This is a genomic window from Bradyrhizobium sp. WSM3983 (genome assembly GCF_000473045.1).
GTDB lineage: Bacteria > Pseudomonadota > Alphaproteobacteria > Rhizobiales > Xanthobacteraceae > Bradyrhizobium.
Window position 1 is genome coordinate 260382 of the sequence record NZ_AXAY01000005.1, and the last position, 23776, is coordinate 284157.

Sequence of the window (23776 nt, forward strand, 5' to 3'; positions counted from 1 at the left end):
TTGAGGTCCCCGGGGGCTGTTCAGGTCCCCGGGAATCTCGCTCCCACTTTCCCCTGCCCCGCTGGAATGCCGATGCGCGACACCCTGACAAGCCTGCGTTACCGCTACTGGCCTGATCATCTCCTCGGTGAAATCCTGTCCAAGCGATGGACCGAGACAGCCATCCCGGTCATCCTTCTCCTGATCGTCGGCTTCGCCTTCAGCCGATCCATCGACAACTTCCTGTCGCCGGCAAGCCTCGCCGACACCGCGCGCCAGGCCGGAGAGATCGGCTTCATCGCGCTCGGGCTTGCGCTGGTCGTCATCGTCGGCGGCATCGATCTGTCCGTCGGTTCGATCTTCGCACTGACGGATTTCTGCGCGCTCTATCTGCTTGACGTCGCGGGCTGGCCGGTTCCGGCCGTCGTGGTCGCCACGCTGCTCTGCGGCGCCCTGCTCGGTGCCGTCAACGGCGTCCTGGTCGGATATCTGCGGCTGCGCGCCTTCATCACCACGCTGATCACGCTGATCATCTACCGCTCGGCCTACGATCTCCTGATCCAGCGCTATTCCAACGCCATCGCGTCAGCCTTCCCAGATATCCCGTCATGGGATTTCATCGGCGCAGGTTCTGTCTCCGGCATCCCCACCGTGGCGCTGGTCTACATCGTCGTCGCCATCTTCGGCCATATCTTCCTGACCCGGCTGCGGCCGGGCTGGCACATCACCGCGATCGGCGGCTCGCGACGTTCGGCGTACAATTCGGGCATTCCCGTTCGCCGCACGATCGCGCTCTGCTACGTCGCGAGTGGCGTGCTGACCAGCATCGGCGCGCTGTTCTTCGCGTCAAGACTCGGCACCGTCGGCGGCGACATCGGCGTCGGCCTGGAGGTGATCGTGCTGACGGCGACTGTGCTCGGCGGCATCACGCTCGGCGGCGGCAAGGGCTCGGTCGCAAAATCTGCGGTCGGGGTGCTGATCGTGCTCCTGATCACCAACGGCCTCACAACCATGAATGCGCGCGGCGGCGTTAACCGCATGGCGCTCGCCGGCATCCTGCTCATCGCAGCCATGGTCGACATCCGCTGGCAGAAGAACCGGACCCGCATCATCAGCAAGGTCTATGTCGCGCCGACCTATCATGAGCTGCCACCGCCGCCACCGACCGAAATCGGGCAAGGCGGACCATTCGAGCAGAACGACAAGCTGCGAAACGTCGAGGCGATCGGCCTTGGCCGCATCGAAGCGCCGGAAGACGTCATTCTCGATCGCCACGACAACCTCTATGCCGGCTCACGCCACGGCGACATCATGCGCTTCCTCGCGCCCGACTACCAGAAAATGGAGGTGTTCGCCCATATCGGCGGCCAGCCGCTCGGCATGGCCTTCGACCGCGAGGACAATCTCTACGTCTGCATCGGCGGCATGGGGCTCTATCGCATCAAGCCCGACGGCACGGTGGAGAAGGCGACCGACGAGACCAACCGCAGCATGCGCTCGGTCAACGACGACAGCCGGCTCCGGCTCGCGGATGACCTCGATATCACCGACGACGGCCTGATCTTCTTCTCGGAAGCGACTGTGCGCTACGAGATGGACGAGTGGCCGATCGATGGCCTGGAAGCCCGCGGCAACGGCCGCATCATCTCGTACGACACCAAGACAGGCACGACACGCACCGAGCTGCGCGGCCTCAAATTTCCCAACGGCATCTGCGTCGCCAGCGACGGCCAGTCGATCCTGTTTGCCGAAACCTTTGGCTGCTCGATCAAGCGCTACTGGTTCGCAGGCCCCAGGAAGGGCGCGGTCGAGGTGGTGATGGACAATCTGCCGGGCTACCCTGACAACATCAACCTCGCCTCCGACGGCAATTACTGGCTGGCGCTGGTCGGCATGCGCAGCCCCTCGCTCGACCTCGCCTGGAAGATGCCGGGCTTCCGCCGCCGCATGGCCAAGCGCGTGCCGGTCGACGAATGGCTGTTCCCCAACATCAACACCGGCTGCGTGGTCAAGTTCAACGAGCAGGGCAAGATCGTCGAGTCATTCTGGGACCTGCACGGCGAGAACCATCCGATGATCACATCGATGCGCGAGCATCGCGGCTATCTCTATCTGGGCGGCATCCTCAACAACCGGATCGGCCGCTACAAGCTCGACAATGCCGATCCGAACTTCGTCCAGTATGACAAACGGTGGGGGAAGCAGTCGTGATCGCTGCGGTCAGAGACTTCGCCAACCGCTTTCTCGGGCGCGGCGATGCCACCATCACCGTGCCATCCTTCGACGGCGCGTTGAAGCCCAACCAGAAGCTGGAATCAGCCAAGACCTTGTTGACAGGCGAGGCGCCGGAAGACCTCGCCGTCGATGGAAGCAACCTTTTCATCGCTGACGGCCAGCGGCTGATGCGTCTGAACGCCGGCGCGGCATCGGAAGTGCGCAGCTTCGAACGGCCGATATCGGCGCTCTGTGTCCTTCCCGGCGGCGGCCTTGCCATCGCGCTCGGGGGACGCGAGGTGCGTGTGTACGCAAGCCCCTCGGCCGAGCAGCCGAGCGTGACGTTCATCGACGCCGCGTTCAACGCCGTCAATGCGCTGGCGCTCGCGGACGACAACACGCTCATCGCGACGGACGGCTCGGCCACGTCCGGGGTCGACGAGTGGGCGCGCGACTTGCTGGAGCTCAATCGGACCGGCCGCGTGTTCAAGCTGGATCCCGGCAACAAGACCGTGACACGATTGGCCCAGGGGCTCGGCTATGCCTTCGGCGCCTGCGCCCATGGCAACGCCATGCTGGTCAGCGAGAGCTGGCGCCACCGCCTCGTTCTCGTGGCGCCCGGCGCATCGCCGAAGGTCGTGCTCGCTCACCTCCCGGTCTATCCGTCGCGACTGTCGAAGGCCTCTGGCGGCGGTTACTGGCTCACCGCCTTCACCGCGCGGACCCAGCTGGTCGAATTCGTGTTGCGCGAACCCGGCTACCGGCGCCGCATGATGGCGGAGATCGATCCGGCCTATTGGGTCGCGCCGCGCCTGCGCTCCGGGCGCTCGTTCAAGGAGCCGATGCAGGGCGCGCATATCAAGACCATGGGCGTCATCAAACCGTGGGCGCCACCGCGCTCCTATGGCCTCGTCATCCGCCTCGATGCGGACGGCCAGCCACTGTATTCGCTGCACAGCCGGGTTGATGGCTTCAATCACGGCGTCGTCGCAGCCATCGAGATGGGCGATGATCTCGTTCTGATCGCCAAGGGACCGGGCCGAGTCCTGCGACTGCCTCTTGCTGGCCTTGCCGAGGAGTTTCGCCCATGAGCGACATCGCACTCTCGCTGCGCAAGGCTACCAAGCTCTATGCCGGCGTGCCCGCCATCGACGGGGTCGACTTCGACCTTCGCCGCGGCGAGATCCACGCACTGGTCGGCGAGAACGGTGCCGGCAAGTCAACCCTCACCAAGGTGATGGCGGGCGTGGTGACGCTGACCTCGGGGACCATGACGGTCGACGGCGCCGATGTCGCGCCGAAGACGCCATTGGAGGCGCGCAATCTCGGGATCGCCATGGTGTTCCAGGAGAACAGCCTGGTGCCGACCATGACGGTCGCGCAGAATCTGTTTCTCGGGCAGGAGAAGTTCTACAACCGCCTGCGCGGCATCTACATCGCCGCGCAGCAGTTTCTGCAATCGCTCAATTTCGACGTCACGCCGACCGCCACCGTCAGCGGCCTCGGCGCGGCCAAGAAGCAGATGGTCGAGATCGCGCGTGCGGTCCTGCACCGCGCCAAGGTCATCATCTTCGACGAGCCGACGGCTTCGCTGACGCCGGAGGAGAAGAAATACTTCTTCGACCTCGTCCGCGACCTCAAGAAGCGCGGCGTCTCGATCGTCTTCATCTCGCACGCTCTGGAGGAGGCCCTGCTGCTCGCCGACCGCATCACGGTGCTGCGCGACGGCAAGCATGTCGTGACCGACGATGTCGCCAAGTTCGACCGCGCCGCGATCGTGCAGGCCATGGTCGGGCGCGATCTCTCCAACACGCTCTATGGCGCGCGGAAGAGCAGCGTGCGGCCGGCTGGCGCGCGCGTGCTCACGGTGCAGAATTTGAAGATGGCGCCGATGGTGAAGAACAATTCGCTGTCGGTGTTCGCAGGGCAGATCACCGGCGTGTTCGGCCTCGTCGGTGCGGGGCGCACCGAAACCTTCAAGATCGTCGCCGGCGTGCTCAAGCGCGACTTCTTCCATGGCGGCGAGATCCTGTTGCACGACCAGCCGGTGCGCTACCGGGTGCCGGCACCGGCAGTCAAGGCCGGCATCGCCTATGTCACGGAGGACCGCAAGGTCGAGGGTTTCTTCGAGACGTCTTCGATCGCACGCAACATCTATCTCGGACTGCTGTCGAAGTTTCCGAAGGGCCGCATGATACTGTCGCGACGGGAAACCGATACGGTCGGCAAGACCTGGATCGAGAAGCTCAAGGTTCACGCCATCGGCGACGACGGCAAGGTGGTCGAGCTATCCGGCGGCAATCAGCAGAAGGTCGTGATCGCCAAGTCGCTGGTGCAGGAGCCGGACCTGATCATCTTCGACGAGCCGACCCGCGGCGTCGACGTCGGCGCCATCGTCGAGATTCACGAACTGATCAACCGGCTCGCCGACGAGGGCAAGGCGGTCGTGGTCATCTCATCCTACTTGCCCGAGATCATGGCGCTCTCCGACCGCATCCTGGTCTCGCGCCAGGGCAAGGTCGTGGAAGAGTTCTCCGCGCTGGAGGCGACGGAGGAGAAGATCATGTACGCGGCGATCCACTAACCGCGCCTACAATTTGTGTCCCTTCTGGCGCAGCGCCTCGATCAGGCGCTGCTTCAATTCGTCGGCGGCCTTCTGGCTGGCGTCCTGGCCGATCTGCGTACTTGCCTGCGCCAGCGCATCCGACTGCGCCAGAAGCTTCTGCCCGGCCGGCTGGGCGTAGAACGCCTCGATCTGGCGAAGCTCGTCCAGGGTGAAGCTAGCGGCATAGACGGCGGCGATCTGGTCGACCATGGCGGTGACGAATGGCGCGTAGATCTCCGCGCCGGGTGCTGTCATCGCGTCATAGTCGCGCTCGATCTCCGGCCTGTCCTGCGCCACCACGGGCCGCAGCTTCAGCAGGAGCTGCGGCAGCAGTGCGCGATATTGATCGGCAATCTTCAGCGTGACGACGAGCTTGCGCGCCGTCGTCATCGCCTCCGGCGACGGCGTCTCGGCGGATGCGCCGCAGACGAGGAGCAGGACAATGCCGGCAATCGTCAACATGCGTCTGGACATCGACCTCTCCAATCACCGGCTCGCAGGCGCCGGCGCGCTTTCGGTGGCAGCCTCTAGCTCCTCGACCTCCGAGACTTTCACGAAGAGGTTCGGCACCCGCTCGGCGCGATCGAGTAGCCAGGCGGCGCCGATCATGATGGCGATGCCGACGGCGGAGACCACGAGCTGCTCCCAGACGCCCTTGGTGTATTGCGTCAGGATCCAATGCGCGGAGAACGACAGGAAGACGCCGAGGCAGAAGATCGGCAGCGAATGCTGGCCGCAGAGGATGACGGGCCGCAGCCAGGCCGTGTGCAGCGCCTTCCATTTGCGCGAGACGAAATGCGTCACCCAGATCGCCAGCGCCAGGAAATGCGTGAAGCGCAGCATGTCGAGGTCGGTCTTGTCGATCGGGTAGATCGCCTTGATCATCCATTTCGGGATCAGGGCCTCGAGCGCCTGGACGTGCCAGGTCATCACGATCAGGAGAGCGAAGACCAGCCAGCCAGCGGCGAGCGCCATCGCCGCCCTCGACCACACCCATGTGCCGATCTTGTCGATCTGGCCGATGCCGCACCAGGCGGCGAACACGAACATCAGCTGCCAGCAGAACGGGTTGAAGTACCAGGTCGTGCCGGGCGGATAGGAGGCGACGTTCCAGTCGAACCAGCGCGACAGCACATAGAGCACCACGGAGGCCGCGAGCGTCAGGTTCGGCCGGCGCACCAGGCACCAGACGATGAAGGGCGAGGCGAACACCAGCGTGATGTAGAGCGGCAGCACGTCGAGATTGACCGGCTTGTATTTCAGCACGATCGCCTGCCCGATCAGCTCGTCCGGATGCGCCAGGAAATTGAACACGTTGAACTCGTGCTCGTACATCGGATTGTCGAAGCGGCGCGCGGTGCGGGCGATCTGCGCCGTGAACAGCAGGAACAGCATGATGTGGGCGACATACATTTCCGCCGCCCGCCGCCACAGCCGCTTCAGCGCGGCGAGGAACCAGCCTCCGGCGACGACGGGGCCGTAGATCCAGCCGACCAGATAGCCGGAGATGAAGACGAAGAACTCGGCGGCGTCGCTGAAGCCGTAATTGCGCAGCGTCAGCCAGGCCACGACGTCGTGCGGGATGTGATCGAGGAAGATCATCCAAAGCCCGATGCCGCGGAAGAGGTCGAGCCGCAGGTCGCGCTCGACCGGCGCCAACAGTGCTGCCTGGTCCCGTATGATCATGGGCCCCGCCTCGTCCGGTGGGCGTCGCGCCATCGCGGCGCCGATGAAATCGGATGCTAAAAAAGATCAAACAAATCGTCACCTAACCCTGCGGCTAGAACGGCGACGGTAGCCGACCTTGGCGCCCGCGCAAGGGACTTGTCATCACAACGCATGGCGGCTCCGTCCAAAAGAGACAAAAACAACCCCATGCACAGTAGCTAAGTCATTGTATCGCCTGCGAAACTTAGTTGACCCGTCGGGCAAAAGCCCCGGACGTCGCGCACCCCGGGTCAGGTCGGCTGATCGTCCTCGGCGAGTATGCCGTTCAGCATCGCCTCGGCCTTCTGCTGCAGCGGCTTCGCGCCGCTTTCGGAGGCGATCGCGATCGTTGCGCGCAGGGCGGCCAGGATGATGGTCCGGTTCTCCTCGCTCGATGGCGGCGTCACCACGGCCTCACCGAACAGGGCCTCGGCCTCGAGGCCGGAGAAGCCTTGCTGGCGCGCGGTGTTGCGCGCCTCGCGCAGCATGTTCTGGGCAGCCTGGACATCGCCGAGCTGATTGATCGCCAGCGCCAGGTAGATCGAAGAGCGCAGCACCGCCGAGGTATAGCCGACCGCGCGCGCCTCTTCGCGCGCCTCGGCCAGCATGCGACGGGCCCGGTCGAACAGCCCCTGCTCCAGATAGGCGATGCCGACATGGCAGGCGAGCACCGGCACGAACAGCCGGATGCCGTGTTTCTGCGCCAGCACAAAACCACCTTCGAGAATGGACGCGGCCGCTGCCGGATCGCCCCGGCCAAGCATCAGCCAGCCGCCGCTATAGGCGGCGGCAACGCGGTCATAGGGACGGCTGGTCTCGTCCGCAATCGCAGCGGCCTCTCGCTGGAGCTCCTCGGCAGTATCGAGTTCTCCCATGACGGTGTGGGTGAAGCTTTTCATCATGCAGCAAAGGAGGAGTGTGTATTTCGGCGGCGTGCCGAACGGCGCACTCGCTTCTGGTTCCATGAGATGGGCACGGGCCCGTGCGAATGTCTGCTCAGCCTCGCGATAGCGCCCCGCAAGAAAATATGCCTGGCCGAGATTGTATTGCGCAAGGTTGCGCCAGCCCGGATTGCCCGACTCCTCGGCAAGACCGACGACTTCCTCGCCAAGAATGACTGCCTCGGCCGGCGTCCCATAGAAGTTCTGCCCACCCGCCATGACCGCCATGGCGGCGACCTTTCTGCCGACATCATCGATCTGGCTGGCCCGTTGGTCGGCCTCCTTTCCGAGATCGATCCACTCGGCGACGCGACCGGACCAGGCGAATGCCATGCGCGCCTCCATCCGGAGATCGATGGCGTTGGTCTCCCGCGGGCGCGTCAACGGCGTCTTGTCGAGCGAATCCATCGCAGTCCGGAAGTAGTCGATCGCCTCGGCATAGGCCGAGCGCACAAGGCATTTCTGTGCGGCGCTTCTCCCGTAGTTGAATGCCTTCGGCCAGTCCTTGGCGCGCACGGCATGGTAACAGAGGCTGTCGGGATCATCTCGCCATGTTTCGTCGCTCTCGAAAGCCGCGAGCACGCGCGCATGTACGCTCTCGCGCACCTTTTCGACCATCGACTCATAGGTCACTTGGCGGACCATCTCGTGCCTGAACTCGAGCGAGTTCTCGAGATCGCTATCGATCCTGACGAGCAGCTCGGCCCGGTCGAGCGACGCGAGACAGTCCTGAAGGATGTCTTCAGGCAACTGCGAGACTCTCCGTACCACGGCTTCGCTCGATCGCGGCCCCAATGCGGCCGCAACTTGCAACACCAGGCGCTGCTGTCGCGATACGCGGTCGAGGCGCGCCGCGATCACGCCCTGAATGCTGGTGGGAATACCGAGCTCGTCGATCGGCCGGACCAGAGCAAGGTCGCCCCACTCGCCGCGCAACGTGCCGCTGTCCTTCAGGCCGCGGCAGACCTCCTCGATGAACAGCGGCACGTTGGCCGTGTGGGAGATGATCCGGCTCTTGAGATCTGCATTGGTCTCGGAGGACCCGAGCATGTCGGACAGCATTTCCAGCCCGGAATCGTCATCGAGCGGCCGCATCGCGACGACTTCGGCGTGGCAGCGCGCGATCCAGACCGGCATGCCGTTCGGGCGGGAGGTGAGCAGCACGAGGAGATCTGGCACCGCCAGCGAGGCAATGGCGGCCACGACGACGTCGCTGGCCCGGTCGATCCAGTGCAGGTCCTCCAAAAGCAGGATCGTCGGCTGGCGACTGGCCAGGTTCTGGATGATGGCGCAACTTGCATCGGAGATCACGCGTCCGCGGGCATGAGGCTCGAGCTCGTCCCATTGCGGGTTCGCGATCGGCACATCGAGCACCGCGTCGAGGGCGCTCTGCTGAATCGCGAACAGGTCTCTCCTCGGATCTCCGGGATTGCCGGGGTCCCTTGCGGCTGCGTCGATGGCCGACAGCAGGATCTGCTTGAGCGTGCTGAACGGCGCTCCTTGCAGATTCGGACTGCACTCGGCGTCGATCAGCCGCCAGCCCTCGGCCCTGAGCTTCTGGGCGAACTCATGCGCCAGCCGCGATTTGCCGATGCCGGCATCGCCCAGCAGCATGACGGTTTGCCGGCTGGCCCTGGCCTGCCCGGCTGCGCGATCCAGCAAGTCCCGCTCGGTGGTGCGGTCGACGAATCGGGAGACGCTGCGGGCGCGCCGCACCCGCCAGCTCGACAGGTCGCTGGCACCCACGATCCGGTAGACCGGCACGGGCTGGCCGAAGCCGCGCAGGGATTTGCCGCCGAGGTGCTCGAACCGGACATGCCCGTCGGCGAGTTTTTGACAGGCTTCCGAGACGTAGATCTGATTCGCTTCGGCCACCTGCTCCAGCCGCGCGGCCAGATGCTGGGCGGCGCCGCCGATCTCGTAGACCTTGGAGAATTCGCTGGCGACCATGTAGGCAACGACATGGCCGGAGTGGAGGCCGACCCGGACCTGAAGCCCGGGATCACCGAGGCTGGCGACGCGCCGGACCAGCTCGATCGCAGCATGACACGCCAGGGGCGCATGGTTGTCGTCCGCAATCGGGGCGCCGAACACCGCGGAAAGCCCGTCGCCCAGCTCTTTGCTGACGATGCCGCCGAACTGACGTACGGAGGCCCTCATGGCCGCCAGCGCCGGTTCGAGGCGCGAGACAGCCTCCTCTGGCTCCAATTCAGCAACAAGAACCGTGGAGTCGATGACGTCAGCACGAAGAATCGTCACAAACCGACGTTCGCTGTCGGGATCGACCCGTTGACGCACGGCGGCCCCGCATTTGGAGCACCAGCTATCGTCCGGATTGATCGCCGACTGGCACGCGAAGCAATGCATTCCTGCGCCTCAAAGGTCGCGGCCGGCCTGTCGATCAGAATCCGCGAACGGCTTTTGATGAGAATACCGATTGAGAACCACTTAGCAATCGGGCCCACTCCGCGTCGTTAGCTGGGCACAGCGCGGGTGGCGATCTGGACGAAACACAGTCCTGAGTGGTAGCGTCAAAAACCCGGCAAGGGGGCATATATTTCGGCAGCGCAAGGTTGGTCAAACCGACCGGCGTCGCGGAGTTGTATGTATTTTCGCAAAGCCAAAGACATATTGAGGGAAAAGGCGATGGGCTCGAGACCTTATAGAGGCAAGCCATTCAGAGATTTGATGAACAGCAACTACTACCCTCTGGCCAACATGAAGAAGAGCGTGGCCAAGCTGAAGGCATCGAAGGACATCGATCTGCAGACCTTGGAATACGGCCAGTACCATCTCATTCTTACGCCTGCCTCAAGGTGGCCGGAAGGAAGCGCCGAGCACTGGCACAAGGAGAAGGGCCGGGCCCGCGTCGACCTCAGCGCCCAGCTGAACACGATCCCCCTGTCCAAGGATGAGCCCGGCGTGATCCCGCTGACGCGATGCGACCTGCTCGATGCCTGCGTCCGGAAGTGCTTCAACTCCGAGCCACCGATCCCGATGAAGACAAACATCGTCGTCCACGCGCCGGGTGATGCCTATGCAAACCGGCACGAGATCCGGCTGGAATGGGAGTACAAGAAGGGCTCGGACAAGCCGACGCTGCTCCATCTGACGATGGTCTGCCCGCACCGACCGGAGAAGGGTTGAGCCGGAGCTTGATCGCGGCACCATCATTGATCTGAATGGCGCGGGCCGGCACTTTGCCTGCTCGCGCTTTTTGTTGCGTGTGTTGGAAGCACACCGCGGCCGCGTGTCTCCGCACCTCCTCCCGTCATGGGCCTGTCGTACGAAGATGGTCCGCTGCCCCTGATTGCGTTTGCGAGTCGCCTTGTCGAAGCGGCCGCGAAACTCATGAGGAGGAGCGGCCGATGCCGGTTGGATTGCTGGAAGTCGAAGGCACGATCGAGGTCAGCCAGTTCTGGCCGGAAGGACGGTCGGACGCCGATACCACCAAGGTCGTGGTGAACGTCGCCCCTGACGCGATCCGCTTCCGCAAGAACGAGTCATCGCCGTTCCAGCCGACCCAAATCTTCGACAATGCCAAGGTCAAGGGGCGGACCAACACGGCGCCGATCAAGAACGGCAAGCTCACCATCCGTCTCCAGGGCATCGACGCCCCCGAGCTGCACTATATGCCGTCGGCGCTCTCGCCCGCCGAGAAGAAGGGCCTCACAGACGCAAAGAAGCTGGCCTATCACGAGGTCACGCATTCCTACCGGCAGTTCCTCGGCGCGACGACGAGCAAGGCGCTGCATGATTTCCTCAGCAGCACTGGCGAAGCGACGCTCGCCTGCCGGGTGTTCACCCATGTCGACGCGCCGAACGAAGTGTTTGACACCTATGGACGGCTGGTCGGCGACATCGAGGTGACGGTCGCGGGCAAGAAGGTCGACATCAACCACTGGCTGGTCGAGCAGGGCTTTGCCTATCCGACGTTCTATTCCTCGATGAACGACGACGAGATCGAGGCCTTCCTCGCACTGACCAAGACCGCGCGCACGAAGAAGCTGCCGGTCTGGAAGAACCTCGCCAAAACCATTCCCGCCTTCAACTTCGACCTGCGCGAGCCCAAGAAGAACGAGACCGACGTGCTCGCCACCGACAAGGGCCCGGTGATCCTGCCAAAACTCTACCGCCGCTACACCAACTGGTCGGCGCGAAAAAAGGCCAAGATCACGAGCCAGAATTTCCAGAAGTTTTTGGGCGAAGGCTCCAGCGGCAAGCCCGACACTTGTTACGAGATCAACGATTTCCTGGCGAACGGCGTGCACTCGGCGACGCCGAGGAATTTTGCGGAGTTCGTCGAAGGCGGCAAGACGATCAAGTTTCAGCCGGATGGGCTGGTGTTCGGCGAAGCGCCGTCGACGCTGGTGGGGGCGGACGGGAAGGTGATTACGGGGTTTTGAGCGGGACGGAAGACCGCTGGCACTTCGATCCGTTGCCCTAAGCGCTTATCGGTGACAAACAAAAATTGAACTGACCAAACCGATGAGCTTCAGCAACGAGGCTCATACGTCCGGCGGCCCGAGATCCGTCAGGAGAGCCGTTACAGTGGCGCGCAAGGAGGGCAGCATGGTAGTGACGATCTCCCATACGCGTCCGTCATCAACAACAGCATAGCCGTGGATCAGGAGGTTGCGGAAGCTGACGATCTTGCGCAGGTTGGGTACTCGGTCGGCAAGGTCCGGAGCTTCTTTCGACAGTCGGTTCAGCGCCTCGCCGATGATCTCGAACTGCCGCTCCACTGCAGAACGGATCAGCGGGCTCGCCCGGTAATCTAAAACATCAAGGCCCGCAGTAAACGCTGTGATCGCTTCGGCAGCCTGCTGCACGTCCCATAAAAAGGCGCGCGGATCACGCTGCATAGATCAACTCTTTCGACTGGTTGATCGTTGCCCGCACATAGGGGTTTTTGAGGGCGGAAGATTCGATGAGATCGACGGGACGTCCGAGGACCCGTTCGAGGGCTTCGGCGAAGCCGACAAATTGGTCGAGCGGCGCCAGGTCGTTATTCCTGTCGAACTCGACGAGAAAATCCGCATCACTTCTTGCCGCATCGAAATCGGCAGCACGCGCTCCGGAACCGAACAGCTCGAGCCGCACCACGCCATAGTGATCACACAGCGCCCTTAGGGCGTCCCGATGCCTTTCGATCTCCACGTGCATCTCAATCTCCTGCCGGCGCGGTTAGAATACATGTTGCAAATCATCCGATCAAAGCTTCGTTTGGATGTTCTTGATCGGCAAGGACAGGGCCGAAGCCAGGGCAGGCTGGTTTCCGGCTTACGGATATAGAGCCCAAAGCAAGGAAGGCCACCCCGGAGAGCGGCATTCTAAAACCTCATACACTCAGAGGGTTGCGGGGGTAGGATTTGAACCTATGAGCTTCAGGTTGTGAGGCTGACGCATAATCCTATCCGTAACTCCGGATGGGCTGGTGTTCGGGGAAGCCCCGTCGACGCTGGTGGGCGCGGATGGGAAGGTGATTACGGGGTTTTGAGCGGACGGTCCACGAAACAACAACGGCCCACATGATGCAGGCGAGCGAGAGCCGGCCCGTCCCCTGATCATCGCGACGCGATGGTCGCTCGTATCCCCCGCGGTGAATGAAGCGGGAGGCGCCGGCAGGGCGCTTTTTTGCAGACCGGGAGCGCCGGAGAACCACATCTTAAAGAATTCTACCTAGTGATCGCTCGACCGGCCGATCGCGTTCCCCGACATTCGATTCCATCGATGCCCGCCCTCGGTCACTGCGCTGCGCATTGGTTCATTGATTCTGCGCCCCGTTCGGGGGCCTGGTCATGAGTCATCGCGGGTCATCAATCGGAGACATTCGTTCATGAAACGCCGTGACTTCCTGATCAGCGCATCCGCCGTCGGTTTTGCAGCGCCGGCCCTTTTCAGGGCGGCCGTGTTGCCGGCGCTGGCACAGGCCCAAGCACCCGCCGGGGCATCGATCGTGCGCGCGGCGATTTTCCCGGCGATCGGCTTTTCGCGCGTCGGCAATGGCGATGAATGGTTCCTCGCGCCCGAGGTGCCTGGCCTGGTGAACGAGCCTGCGGGCGGGTTCAAACAGGGACCGAACCGCATCAAGAAGCAGGTCCAGCGCTTTCGCGTGTACGGTTACGACGATCAGGGGCGCGTCGTTCGCGAGCTCGGCGAGGCCGACGGCCTGCGATGGACCGTGCACGTGGCAAACAGCAAGGCGGCCTGGTACGGCTATTCGAACGCGATGGACGGCGGCGACAAAGCTCCGGGCATTCCCGGCGCGTTGCGTAATGCCGCCATCGAGCCGGCCCGCCGCGAAGACATGCTGGTCATCGACGCGGGTCCGGTCCGGATCGACGGCGCTTCGAAGAACGCCGATGGCCATGACGCGGCCTATCGCATGGCCGGCCGGTTCTGGAAGACCTTGCCGGTGACCCTCGGTCATCTGCGTACCGACGAGGCCGGGCGGCTCCTGGTTTTTCCTGCCGACGGCATCTCGAATTCCGCCCTGCCACAGAATCCGGTGCGCGACTTCACCAACAATGACGGATGGCACGACGACTGGTGTGACGGCTGGGTGAAGGCCAGCGTCAGGGTCGGCGGCACGGACATGGCCTGCGAGCCGGCTTGGGTCGTCTGCTGCGGTCCGAAATTCGCACCGCAGATCGAGCCGATCGTCAGTCTCTACGACGTGGCGCGGGAAGCGATGATCGCGTCCGGACACATGACGTCGCCGTCCGCCCCGGTGTCGTTTCGTCGCGATGTCCTTCCGATCCTGCGGCGCTCCGGCATGATGCAATGGATCGTGCAGGCCTCCTACCTCAGCAAGGCCTGGACCGATCTCGAAGATCTGTCCGACCCCGCCGTGGTCCAGTCGCTAGCGGACCCCGCGGCGAAAGCGCGACCCGCGCGCGAAAAGGTTCTGGCCGGGTTCCGCAAGCCCGGCGGCGAAGACCGGCGCTCCGACGCGCTGCCGCCGATGCTCGGAGATGGCGTCAACTTCCCGGGAAGCCCGACCGGCTGGCTCGCGCTGACGCCGGCCCAATACGCGATCCTGAGCCACTGGGCCAAGGGCGAATTCACCGACGACCTCAACGACGCCGCCGCCAACGCGGTCGAGAAACTCGACGACATGCCGTTGTCGCTCCGGCCGGAGGCGCTCACGCGTGCGGCGCTGGATGCGTGCTCGGGGGGTGCGTTCCATCCGGGCGTCGAGATCACGTGGCCGATCCGCCATGCCGCGCTGTATCGGACCGCGAAACAAACGTCGCTGCCATTCCGCATCGCGATCTCGACAAGGAAGAACCTTGTTCAGGACGTCGGATTGCAGCTCAATCCGCAAAATGTCTTCTCCGGTCATCCCGACCGGAAGGACGATGGCGCGCCGGTGGGGCCACAAGCGCCGGGCGATCTCACGCGATGGATGGGCGTTCCCTGGCAGGGCGATGCATTCAGCTGCCAGTCCGTGCTGACGGCCGAGGGTTTCCCGACGCCGGTGTGGTGGCCTGCGCTGCTTCCCGTCGACGTCCTGCCGGAGGGTTTCTACAAGCAGATGATGCGTGCCGATCTCTCGGCGGAGGAGCGGCTGCGCTTCTATCATTCGCGGGTAGCCTGGTCGCGCGGTGCGGCCGGCGTCGGCCTGCATGTCGAGGCCGGCTACACCGACGGGTTGCGGCGAATGATCGAGCTGTGGACGCAAATGGGGGTCGTCGTGCGCCGCACCGGACCGAAGGATCTCCCAGGCATTCCCAAGGACGTCTTTGTCGAAGTGCAGCGCGGTACGCTAGATATATCCGCGATCAAGAACCGCACCTGAGCGTATGCATCAGGTCGTGATTCTGGGCGCGGGAATGGCAGGGATGGCCTGTGCCCGCACCCTGTTGCGACGGGGATGTCGTCCGCTCCTCGTTGCGCCCAGCCAGGACACGCCCAACCGTGGCGAAACCCTTTCATTTCGAGCCTCTCCCCATCTTGAGAGACTCGGCTGGCTTGGCCTGCTCGACGCGGAGACTGCGATCGCGTGTCAGGGGCGCTATTCGATATGGGGCAGCGCCACACTGCGACGGGATTCGTTTCACCAGGAGAGAGAGTCGGGCTGGCATATCGACCGGCAGCAGCTGGAGAGCCGCATGGCCAAGGCGCTCGATGCCGACGACGTCGCGCGGCACTACGCCAAGGCCCGCCGGCTCTCGCAAAGACCAGCCCACGTCGTTGTCGATCTAGCCGATGGCTCTTCGATAGAAGCGGCGTTCGTTGTCGATTGCTCCGGCCGCGCCGCGGTCACGGCCGACGGCGCAACACCGATGCGCCGCCTCGGCAAGCTCGTGGCCTGCTACGGCATTTTCGAGCTCGAGCAAGGTGTCGAAGCCATGCCCGCGACCCTCGTCGAGGCTGTGGAGGCGGGCTGGTGGTACATGTCCATGATGCCGGGCAATCGCATCCTGCTCTGCTTCTTCACGGATTCGGACCTGCTCCCGGCGGGACTGCGCAACGACGCCATTCTGTGGGCCGATATGGTTTCGCACACCCACGCGATCTCCGCACGCGTAGCGAGCCTCGGCATCGATCCGGCCGCGTGCCCGCAGCTGCAGTTTGCGCCGGCGAGCACCACCACGATGTCCAAGCTGATCGACCATCGCATCGTCCGGGCCGGCGACGCCGCGAGCGCGCTCGATCCGCTGGGAGCGAACGGCCTTGCCACGGCACTGTGGAGCGGCATTCGGGCTGCCGAGACGGTCGCCGGCGCCCTCGTGCGGGACAACACGGCATCCCGGCACTACGAACGGCAGTTTCTGGAGGGGATCGCATCCTATCTGATCACGCAGAGAGCAATCTATGCATCCGAGCGTCGCTTTCCCGGCGCGCCCTTCTGGCAACGGCGCAACGACGCTCCGCTTCAGAACATCGCGTCTCCAGCCGGGGCGTGACGACACGCCAAAAAAGAACCCCGGCAATCGATTGAGATTGCCGGGGTTCTTTACCAACTTGGTTGCGGGGACCCGCAACAGACGCCCCCATAGACTGCCGCCATTGGTCATATCCTGCAGAATTTAATCTCTGATCGTTTCCGCTTTGCCCCCCCGAGACCGGACATTGCAACGTTGCGTTCTAATGTCCGTTTTAGGCCACTAGCGGAAGTGAATTCCTGCCAAGCTTCTCTCTTCTTAGCGGTCGGAGATGATTTACCGATCCTTAGCTGCTTGTCTTGCACAACCAAAGGTCGTTGGCGCACCTGGAAAGCGGATTTCAGGGCATCGATTATGGACCTCTTGAGGGCGAGATGGCTGGCTGTGCTCTGCCTTTTGGGCAGCATTCTAACAGCTTGCGGCGGCTCGTTCAGCGAGACCATTAGATACCGATTGACCTTCAACGTGGACGTCGATGGCTCGCTCGTGAGCGGCTCCGGTGTCATTCAGGTCAAGCAGTCAGACACGAGAGCCCTCTTTGGCTCCATGGGAGGTGCCGGGAGCGAGGTAAATGGCGAAGCTGTAATAGTCGATCTTGGCCCTCACGGTACGCTCTTCGCGCTCTTACGGGGTCCGAGCCTTGGCTTTGATAGTGTCAGGGGTCCCGCATCGCTGCTGCTTCATGCGTTTGCCGACGTGCACAAGCGCGAGACCGATCCACTTCCGAAGGTGCAACTCTTAAAGGAACAGCGCCCGCGTCGCGTATTGCATGTGAACGAAATTCCGATGTTGGTGTACTTCCGCGATCTCAATGATCCCAAATCGGTCGAACAGGTTGAGCCCATAAATCTTGCCGCAGTCTTCGGTCCCGGAGTTGTACTTCGCGACGCCGTTATCGAAGTGACGGACGACCCAGTCACAGTTGGTATCGAAAAGAAGTTGCCTTGGCTCAAGAAGCTCAACGGCCAACTGGACGGCGATCGACTTCATCACGGAGCTACGCTTTCAAACGATCTGAACCGTTACGATTTCTATCAAAGGTACAATTGAACGCAATCGAGCATAATTAGTGCGACCCAACGCCCGCTTTGGGTCACAAGCTGAACTGGGGTGTGGAAATGAAAACGTCCGCTTCGTGCCGAAAAGCGGACGTCGGGTGCATCGAGTCTGTGGATTTGATTAGGGATAGGATTCGAACCTATGATCTTCAGGTTATGAGCCTGACGAGTTGCCTGGCTGCTCCACCCCGCGTTAAGCCGTTGCGCACCTTCGTGAAAGGCCCGTCGGGTGCGGAGAGCATCAGTCCGGCCGGCGGAATCGTACGAGCTCGCAGGAGCTCGCGCGGCATGTGCCACACCTCAGGCTAACTCTCGAAGAAGCCGGGATGCTTCTCCACGAAGGCATGCAGCTCGCGCGCGACGCGGTCGAGATGGTTGGCCATCTCGCCCTTGGCCCGGTCCGGATCGCGGTCGGCAATCCTGCGGTAAATCGCCTCGTGCTCCAGGTAAGTGCCTTTGGGCCGGCCCGGCTCGGGCAGCAGCGTACGGCGGACGCGTTCAAGATGAGTTCGGATCGGGTCAAGGACTTCGCCTACACGCGCGAGGCCCAGGCTCTCGGTCATCTGGTGATGAAACCTGGTATCGAGTTCGTGGAATCCTTCGAGGTCTCCGCTCGCGATCGCAGCCTTTTGATAGGCGAGATTCTGGCCGAGCGCGTCGATCGCATCGTCGGACATGCTGGCCGCGCAGACGCCGACGACCTCGACCTCCAGCGCGCGGCGCATCAGCATCCACTGCCGGACGTCCTCGAGATGAATCCTGGCGACGTAGGAGCCGCGCTGCGGCTCGACCACGACGAGTCCTTCGAAGGCGAGCCTGTTGATCGCCGTCGTGATCGACAGCTTCGACACATCGAAGCGCGCGCACCACTCGTTCTTGTCGATCGGCGTTTCGGGCGCGAGCGTGCCTGAGACGATGGCGCGCTTCAGAGCAAGATAGGCCCGATCGACTTTCGACCCGCCTGCGCTGCGCCCGCGCACTGGCCTCGCGCCGCCACTGAACCCGCCGACTGAATGCATGCTGTGTTCCCCCGGCCGATCTACACATTTCGATGCCGCGACGCCAATCGCGCGGCCAAAAGGCTTGACGAGCGTCATCTGATATAACTAGCATATCAGTCAACAAATAGACGATCAAATGCGGCTCGATGTCTTCAGGGACTGACGGCACGCCGGGAGGAAAAGCCAATGGAGACACGCTTCGGCGCGCTCGGAGCGGACGACGGACGCGGCGCGCCGCGCTCCTCCCGCGTGGTCGAGCTTGCCGGCCGTGCCGGCGTGGCGGGCAGACATGCCGTCCTCTGCGCGGAGCGGGTCTCCAAATCCTTTGCCGGGGTGAAGGCGCTCCACGACGTCGACTTCGATCTTCGCCACGGCGAAGTGCACGCGCTGATGGGCGAGAACGGTGCCGGCAAGAGCACGCTGATGAAGATCCTTGCCGGCGTGCATACGAGCTACGACGGCACAATTCTGGTCGAGGGCCACGCGGCATCCTTCGGCGGCGTGCGCGACGCCGAAGAGGCCGGCGTCGCCATCATCCACCAGGAGCTGAACCTCGTTCCCGAGCTGAGCGTCGCCGACAATATCTTCCTTGGCCGAGAGCCGCTGATCGGCGGCGTATTGATCGACCGGCGCCGGATGGTCAGAGCCGCCGAGCGCCTGCTGGCCCGCCTCGGCGTAACACTCGCGCCCGACACCAGGATTGCCGGCTTGCGCGTCGGCGAGCAGCAGCTCGTCGAGATCGCCAAGGCGCTATCGCTCAATGCGCGCATCCTCATCATGGACGAGCCGACCTCGGCGCTGTCGTCGTCGGAATGTGACACGCTGTTCAAGATCGTGCGTCAGCTCGCGAGCGAAGGCGTCGCGATCATCTACACATCGCACCGCATCGAGGAGGTGCTGGAGCTTGCCGACCGCGTCACCGTGCTGCGCGACGGCCGGCGCGTGGTGACGGCACGAATCGACGAACTCTCGCGCGCAGCCATCATCTCGGCGATGGTCGGCCGCGAGATGGCCGCGAACGAGCGGGGCGCAACGGCGCAGGACGGCGCGGTCGTCCTCTCGGTGCAGGACCTGACGCTGGATACGCCCGGTCCGCACGGATGGCGGCGGACGCTGCACGGCGTGAGTTTCGAGCTGAAGCGCGGCGAGATTCTCGGTGTCGGCGGCCTGCTCGGGTCCGGACGGACGGAGATCCTGGAGTCGATCTTCGGTGTGGCGCGTGGCTGGCGGACTGGCAGCATCGCGATCGACGGTGCTGCGGTCGACATCAACTCTCCCTCCGACGCCTACCATCTCGGCGTCGCGCTCGTCAGCGAGGACCGCAAGGAGCGCGGCCTGCATCTGGCCGCCTCGATCTGCGACAATGTCGCGCTGCCCTCGATCGGCGCGCTCTCGCGATTTGGCCTGCGCGCTTTCACCCGCGAACGCGCACTCGCCGCCGACATGGTCAAGCGGCTCTCGGTTCGCTGCACCGGCATCGGCCAGGAGGCCGCCGCGCTGTCCGGCGGCAACCAGCAAAAGGTCGTGATCGGCAAATGGCTGGCGACCGAACCGCGCATCCTGCTGCTCGACGAACCAACCCGCGGCATCGACATCGGCGCCAAACTGGAAATCTACCGGTTGATCTTCGATCTCGCCGCGCAGGGGCTCGGCATCATCGTGGTCACCTCGGAAATGCCCGAACTCCTGCTGTTGTCCGACCGCATCCTCGTCATGTGCGAGGGACGGCAGACCGGCATCCTCGCGCGCGAGAACGCGACGCAGGAGACGGTGATGCGCCTTGCGGCACCAGGAATGGCGAGTTGGTCGCAGGAAGCCGCATCATGAAAGCCCTGTTTCGCCTGCTCTCCCGCACCAAGCTCTATTGGGGCCTTCTGCTGATCTGCCTGATCGGCGCTGTTATCTCGCCGCACACGTCATCCGGCCACAACATCTTCCTGTCCTACGGCAACCTGACCGACGTGCTGCGCCAGGTGTCGATCACCGGACTGGTCGCGACCGGAATGACCATGGTCATCCTGCTCGGCGGCATCGACCTGTCGGTCGGCTCGGTGATGGGCTTCTCGACGGTGATCTGCGCGATGCTGCTGACCAAGCCCGGCTGGACCTCGGCGTCGCTCATCGGCGTGCCGGCGGCGATCCTCGTCGGCGGCGCTGCCGTGGCGCTGGCTGCACGCTTCCTGTTCGCCGGCCTCGCGCGTGGCCGCGATGTCAGTGCCGGACGACGACGCGAGATCTCGCTGACGCGCTGGCAGAGCACGGGCATGCCGGGATTGCTCGGGCTCGTCGCCGCCATCGCAATCGGGTGGTGGACGATGAGCCAGGTGCCGGCAAAATTCGGCGTGCTCGGTGTGCTGGTGATCGCGCCCTGCCTCGCGATGGTGCTTGGCGGCATCAACGGGCTCCTGGTCGTCGCCGGCCGGCTGCAGCCCTTCATCGCGACGCTCGCGATGATGGTCAGCGCACTCGGCATCGCGCGATTGACGGCGGGGTCCGACAATGCCGTGGTACCGGTCTACACCGGCACCAATGCGACCGAGGCCTTCGAGCTGCTGCGTTCGATGCTGTGGGGCGTGTTGCCTGTCCCGAGCGTCTTCTTCCTCGCCGCGATCTGCCTGTTCGGCGCGATCCTGCGCTTCACCACCTTCGGGCGCTATGCCTACGCGATCGGCGGCAACGTCGAGGCCGCAAAGCTTTCCGGTGTCAAGGTCGCGCAGGTGCAGCTCACGGCCTACCTGTTGTCGGGCCTTCTCGCGGGGATCGCCGGCGTGCTGTTCGTCGCGCAGTACCGCCAGGGCAAGCCCGACGCGGGCACCGGCCTCGAGCTCGACGCCATCGCCGCCGTCGTGATTGGCGGCACCAGCCTGATGGGCGGCCGCGGCGGCCTCGCCGGCACATTCGTCGGCGTCCTGATCTTCGGCCTGCTCTCCGACATCCTTCAGCTTCAGAACATCGACTCCAATGTCCAGCTCGTGATGAAGGGGTTGATCATCGTCTGCACCGTGCTGGTGCAGGAACAGAATCTCGGCCAGCTCGTCGCGCGATGGCGGTTCCGCCGATCGGGCGAAGCGCAGGCCGATCCGAGAACGGTCGAACCCCATCGGCCGCCAAGTGCCGCAAAGGCCCAACTCGCAAGGGAGGATCTCGATGAAGCGTCGTGAATTCTTGAAATTGTCGACCACCGCGGCGGGTGCCGCAATGACCATCTATCTGCCGGTCGGTTGGACGCCTGCAAGGGCCGCTGGCAAGTCGAAAGTCGGCTTCAGCCAGTGCACCACGCTGGAGCCGTGGCGCGTGCAGTTCAACAAGGACATCCAGGCCGAGGCGAAGAACCATCCGGATATCGACCTCATCATTACAGACGGCCAGGACAAGACCGAGAAGCAGGTCGCCGATTGCGACAATTTGATCGTACAGCAGGTCAACGTGCTCCTGATCTCGCCCAAGGAATCGGCCGGCCTGACCGGCGTGGTCGAAAAGGCGATCGACGCCAAGATTCCCGTCATCGTGCTCGACCGTAACGTCGACACCAAGCGCATCGCCCAGTTCATCGGTGGCGACAACGTCGCGATCGGCAAGGCGGCCGGCGAGCACGCGGTGAAGCTGCTCGGTGGTCCGGGCAAGGCGGCCGGCAACGTCGTCGAAATCTGGGGCGGCATGGGCACCCAACCCGCGCACGATCGGCACGACGGCTTCCATGCCTTCACCGACAAGGAGCCTGGCATCAAGTACCTGCTCAACAACCAGTCGGGTGACTGGAAGCAGGACAAGGCCTACGACATCATGACAACGGCGCTTCGCAACAACGAGAAGATCGACATGGTCTACGGCCATAACGATCCGATGGCCTACGGCGCGTATCTCGCCGCCAAGGACGCCGGCCGCGACAAGAACATCAAGTTCATCATTGGCATCGACGGATTGCCCGACGAAGGCGTCACCTGGGTCTCCAAGGGCCAGTTGACCGCGACGTTCCTCTACGCAACGCCCGGTGCGGAGGGATTGCGGCAGGCGGCAAAGCTGCTCAAGGGCGAGAAGCTCGAGCCGGTCATCACCTTGCCGACGATGCTGATCACCAAGGAGAACGCACCGGAGATCCTGAAAAAGAACGGACTGCTCTGATTTGGCCACACCGAAGTGACGAGCGGGAGAGCCGGGTACGTCAAACCCCGCACCCGGTTCTCCGTTCGTCTCGCGGCGGCCTTACCGCAGCAGGTCGTCGTCCGGTGGGACCGGCCCCTTTCCTCGAGGTCTGACATGAACGCTGCCATCTTCGCCAGACAGGATGGTGTCTGGCTGAACGAACCGGAACGGTGGACCGCGCAGGGCGACAGCCTCGAGATCGTGACCGACAAGGCCACCGATTTCTGGCGCAAGACTCACTATGGATTCTGCCGCGACAGCGGCCATTTTCTGGGTTTCCGGACGGCGCAGGCGTTTACTGCCGAGTTGCGCGTCCAGTGCGATTTTCAGGCCCTGTACGATCAAGCCGGCATCATGGTGCGCGTCGACGCGGAGCGCTGGGTTAAAGCCGGAATCGAGTTTTCGGACGAGCGCGCCATGCTTTCGAGCGTATTAACCGACGGGCAGTCGGATTGGGCAACTGCCCCGTATGAGCACGATGCCGGCGATTTCTGGATGCGCGTCACCGTCGCCGACGGCGTTCTTCGATTGCAGGCGTCGGCTGATGGCAAAGTCTGGCCGCTCGTCCGATTGGCTCCTTTCACCATTGCGCAATCCTACTGGGTTGGACCAATGGCTTGCACACCCGAGCGGGGCGGATTGCCGGTCACGTTCACGAGATTTTCCCTGAAGCCGCCGCTCGGCAAGGATCTGCACGATCTCAGCTAGAGCGGATGCACACCATGGCTCAGCAGAGGCGGACGGCGATCGCCCCTCAAAACAAAAATGGCCCGCATCAAGCGGGCCATGTTCGTATCGGAACCGGTGAAGTCCGAATTTGGCTACGCCGTTGGGGCGAAGAATATGGTCCGTAGCAGATGGGTGTAGCCGGATTCGAACATCATGATCGCCACAAATACCAACACCAGCACCGGCGGAAGCAGGATCGCGTAGGCCAGGGCGAGCCGCTCCCATGCCATATGCATGAAGACAGCGACGATCAGGCCGGCCTTCAACACCATGAACAGCAGGATCAGCGACCATCGGAGATGGCCATGGATGCCAAAGTAGTCGACGAGATAGGAGCAAGTGCTGAGCACGAACAACCATCCCCAGACCACGAGGTAAAGCCTGATCGGGTGCTGTTGCCCCTTGGTGTGCGCGGCTCCCGATGCGACCGCGTCATGCACATAGGTCTGTAACGCATGTTGTGCTGCCTGCCCTTCCACATGTACCGCTGCGTTTGTCATGCGCC

General features: G+C 63.5%; 19 protein-coding genes and 1 tRNA gene. 12 read left to right on the top strand and 8 right to left on the bottom strand.

The window, feature by feature from the left end; all coding sequences use genetic code 11:
* Positions 1-66 precede the first annotated feature (66 nt).
* From YUA_RS0110690 to YUA_RS0110700, 3 genes are read left to right on the top strand one after another with little or no spacing between them, the layout of a single operon-like run.
* Complete coding sequence (locus YUA_RS0110690) at positions 67-2190, top strand: SMP-30/gluconolactonase/LRE family protein (RefSeq protein ID WP_027530682.1); 2124 nt, start codon at positions 67-69, stop codon at positions 2188-2190.
* A complete protein-coding gene (locus tag YUA_RS0110695) occupies positions 2187-3284 on the top strand; it encodes a hypothetical protein (RefSeq protein WP_027530683.1) in 1098 nt (365 codons plus the stop codon). The genes YUA_RS0110690 and YUA_RS0110695 overlap by 4 nt, the downstream gene beginning before the upstream one ends.
* Positions 3281-4777: a sugar ABC transporter ATP-binding protein gene (locus YUA_RS0110700; RefSeq protein WP_027530684.1), complete on the top strand. Its 1497-nt coding sequence runs from the start codon at positions 3281-3283 to the stop codon at positions 4775-4777. The genes YUA_RS0110695 and YUA_RS0110700 overlap by 4 nt, the downstream gene beginning before the upstream one ends.
* Before the next feature lie 6 nt (positions 4778-4783).
* Here the strand turns inward: YUA_RS0110700 and YUA_RS0110705 are convergent, their stop codons facing one another.
* The 3 genes from YUA_RS0110705 to YUA_RS0110715 form a co-directional block, all read right to left on the bottom strand.
* Positions 4784-5272, bottom strand: a complete 489-nt coding sequence (locus YUA_RS0110705; RefSeq protein ID WP_027530685.1) for a DUF2059 domain-containing protein — start codon at positions 5270-5272, stop codon at positions 4784-4786.
* Positions 5273-5284: 12 nt separating this feature from the next.
* On the bottom strand, positions 5285-6484 hold the full coding sequence (locus YUA_RS0110710) for an OpgC domain-containing protein (RefSeq protein WP_027530686.1): 1200 nt from the start codon (positions 6482-6484) through the stop codon (positions 5285-5287).
* A gap of 272 nt (positions 6485-6756) precedes the next feature.
* Positions 6757-9813, bottom strand: a complete 3057-nt coding sequence (locus tag YUA_RS0110715; protein WP_027530687.1) for an AAA family ATPase — start codon at positions 9811-9813, stop codon at positions 6757-6759.
* A 237-nt stretch (positions 9814-10050) separates the two neighbouring features.
* On the opposite strand from YUA_RS0110715, the gene YUA_RS0110720 reads away from it, so the two are divergent.
* Complete coding sequence (locus tag YUA_RS0110720) at positions 10051-10593, top strand: hypothetical protein (protein ID WP_084292358.1); 543 nt, start codon at positions 10051-10053, stop codon at positions 10591-10593.
* 221 nt (positions 10594-10814) lie between these two features.
* Positions 10815-11852, top strand: coding sequence for a thermonuclease family protein (locus tag YUA_RS0110725; RefSeq protein ID WP_027530689.1), 1038 nt, complete (start codon positions 10815-10817; stop codon positions 11850-11852).
* Positions 11853-11954: 102 nt separating this feature from the next.
* Here YUA_RS0110725 and YUA_RS0110730 read toward each other — a convergent pair whose 3' ends face one another.
* Together YUA_RS0110730 and YUA_RS0110735 are read right to left on the bottom strand one after the other, a co-directional pair.
* The gene (locus tag YUA_RS0110730; protein ID WP_027530690.1) at positions 11955-12311 is read right to left on the bottom strand and encodes a DUF86 domain-containing protein; all 357 of its coding nucleotides are present in this window, start codon (positions 12309-12311) and stop codon (positions 11955-11957) included.
* Positions 12301-12612 carry a nucleotidyltransferase family protein gene (locus YUA_RS0110735; protein WP_027530691.1) on the bottom strand — a complete coding sequence of 104 codons (312 nt, stop codon included), beginning with the start codon at positions 12610-12612 and terminating at the stop codon, positions 12301-12303. The genes YUA_RS0110730 and YUA_RS0110735 overlap by 11 nt, the downstream gene beginning before the upstream one ends.
* Positions 12613-13285: 673 nt before the next feature.
* On the opposite strand from YUA_RS0110735, the gene goxA reads away from it, so the two are divergent.
* From goxA to YUA_RS0110750, 3 genes are all read left to right on the top strand, one after another.
* Positions 13286-15250, top strand: a complete 1965-nt coding sequence (goxA, locus tag YUA_RS0110740; protein WP_027530692.1) for a CTQ-dependent glycine oxidase GoxA — start codon at positions 13286-13288, stop codon at positions 15248-15250.
* A gap of 4 nt (positions 15251-15254) precedes the next feature.
* Positions 15255-16361 carry an NAD(P)/FAD-dependent oxidoreductase gene (locus YUA_RS43780; protein WP_035970788.1) on the top strand — a complete coding sequence of 369 codons (1107 nt, stop codon included), beginning with the start codon at positions 15255-15257 and terminating at the stop codon, positions 16359-16361.
* Positions 16362-16793: 432 nt separating this feature from the next.
* Positions 16794-17390 (top strand): hypothetical protein, encoded by a 597-nt coding sequence (locus tag YUA_RS0110750; RefSeq protein WP_156947089.1) that lies wholly within the window; start codon positions 16794-16796, stop codon positions 17388-17390.
* A gap of 126 nt (positions 17391-17516) precedes the next feature.
* Here the strand turns inward: YUA_RS0110750 and YUA_RS0110755 are convergent.
* Together YUA_RS0110755 and YUA_RS43785 are read right to left on the bottom strand one after the other, a co-directional pair.
* Positions 17517-17588: transfer RNA gene (locus YUA_RS0110755), tRNA-Met, on the bottom strand.
* 115 nt (positions 17589-17703) lie between these two features.
* Positions 17704-18417 carry a GntR family transcriptional regulator gene (locus YUA_RS43785; protein ID WP_198029397.1) on the bottom strand — a complete coding sequence of 238 codons (714 nt, stop codon included), beginning with the start codon at positions 18415-18417 and terminating at the stop codon, positions 17704-17706.
* A 168-nt stretch (positions 18418-18585) separates the two neighbouring features.
* Here YUA_RS43785 and YUA_RS0110765 point away from each other — a divergent pair, with 168 nt between their 5' ends.
* The 4 genes from YUA_RS0110765 to YUA_RS0110780 all read left to right on the top strand — a co-directional run bounded on the left by YUA_RS0110765 (position 18586) and on the right by YUA_RS0110780 (position 23250).
* Positions 18586-20226 (top strand): sugar ABC transporter ATP-binding protein, encoded by a 1641-nt coding sequence (locus YUA_RS0110765; protein ID WP_027530694.1) that lies wholly within the window; start codon positions 18586-18588, stop codon positions 20224-20226.
* The gene (locus YUA_RS0110770; RefSeq protein ID WP_027530695.1) at positions 20223-21560 is read left to right on the top strand and encodes an ABC transporter permease; all 1338 of its coding nucleotides are present in this window, start codon (positions 20223-20225) and stop codon (positions 21558-21560) included. The genes YUA_RS0110765 and YUA_RS0110770 overlap by 4 nt, the downstream gene beginning before the upstream one ends.
* Positions 21561-21597: 37 nt before the next feature.
* The gene (locus YUA_RS0110775; RefSeq protein ID WP_371259876.1) at positions 21598-22521 is read left to right on the top strand and encodes a substrate-binding domain-containing protein; all 924 of its coding nucleotides are present in this window, start codon (positions 21598-21600) and stop codon (positions 22519-22521) included.
* A gap of 135 nt (positions 22522-22656) precedes the next feature.
* Complete coding sequence (locus YUA_RS0110780) at positions 22657-23250, top strand: DUF1349 domain-containing protein (RefSeq protein ID WP_027530697.1); 594 nt, start codon at positions 22657-22659, stop codon at positions 23248-23250.
* A 113-nt stretch (positions 23251-23363) separates the two neighbouring features.
* On the opposite strand, the gene YUA_RS0110785 is transcribed toward YUA_RS0110780, so the two are convergent.
* Positions 23364-23771, bottom strand: coding sequence for a cytochrome C oxidase subunit IV family protein (locus YUA_RS0110785; RefSeq protein ID WP_027530698.1), 408 nt, complete (start codon positions 23769-23771; stop codon positions 23364-23366).
* Positions 23772-23776 lie beyond the last annotated feature (5 nt).

Coding starts and splice junctions, on each gene's coding strand:
- YUA_RS0110690 (WP_027530682.1), top strand. CDS start 67: ATGCCGATGCGCGACACCCTGACAAGCCTGCGTTACCGCTACTGGCCT.
- YUA_RS0110700 (WP_027530684.1), top strand. CDS start 3,281: ATGAGCGACATCGCACTCTCGCTGCGCAAGGCTACCAAGCTCTATGCC.
- YUA_RS0110705 (WP_027530685.1), bottom strand. CDS start 5,272: ATGTCCAGACGCATGTTGACGATTGCCGGCATTGTCCTGCTCCTCGTC.
- YUA_RS0110710 (WP_027530686.1), bottom strand. CDS start 6,484: ATGATCATACGGGACCAGGCAGCACTGTTGGCGCCGGTCGAGCGCGAC.
- YUA_RS0110715 (WP_027530687.1), bottom strand. CDS start 9,813: ATGCATTGCTTCGCGTGCCAGTCGGCGATCAATCCGGACGATAGCTGG.
- YUA_RS0110720 (WP_084292358.1), top strand. CDS start 10,051: ATGTATTTTCGCAAAGCCAAAGACATATTGAGGGAAAAGGCGATGGGC.
- YUA_RS0110725 (WP_027530689.1), top strand. CDS start 10,815: ATGCCGGTTGGATTGCTGGAAGTCGAAGGCACGATCGAGGTCAGCCAG.
- YUA_RS0110730 (WP_027530690.1), bottom strand. CDS start 12,311: ATGCAGCGTGATCCGCGCGCCTTTTTATGGGACGTGCAGCAGGCTGCC.
- YUA_RS0110735 (WP_027530691.1), bottom strand. CDS start 12,612: ATGCACGTGGAGATCGAAAGGCATCGGGACGCCCTAAGGGCGCTGTGT.
- goxA (WP_027530692.1), top strand. CDS start 13,286: ATGAAACGCCGTGACTTCCTGATCAGCGCATCCGCCGTCGGTTTTGCA.
- YUA_RS43780 (WP_035970788.1), top strand. CDS start 15,255: ATGCATCAGGTCGTGATTCTGGGCGCGGGAATGGCAGGGATGGCCTGT.
- YUA_RS43785 (WP_198029397.1), bottom strand. CDS start 18,417: ATGCATTCAGTCGGCGGGTTCAGTGGCGGCGCGAGGCCAGTGCGCGGG.
- YUA_RS0110765 (WP_027530694.1), top strand. CDS start 18,586: ATGGAGACACGCTTCGGCGCGCTCGGAGCGGACGACGGACGCGGCGCG.
- YUA_RS0110770 (WP_027530695.1), top strand. CDS start 20,223: ATGAAAGCCCTGTTTCGCCTGCTCTCCCGCACCAAGCTCTATTGGGGC.
- YUA_RS0110775 (WP_371259876.1), top strand. CDS start 21,598: ATGACCATCTATCTGCCGGTCGGTTGGACGCCTGCAAGGGCCGCTGGC.
- YUA_RS0110780 (WP_027530697.1), top strand. CDS start 22,657: ATGAACGCTGCCATCTTCGCCAGACAGGATGGTGTCTGGCTGAACGAA.
- YUA_RS0110785 (WP_027530698.1), bottom strand. CDS start 23,771: ATGACAAACGCAGCGGTACATGTGGAAGGGCAGGCAGCACAACATGCG.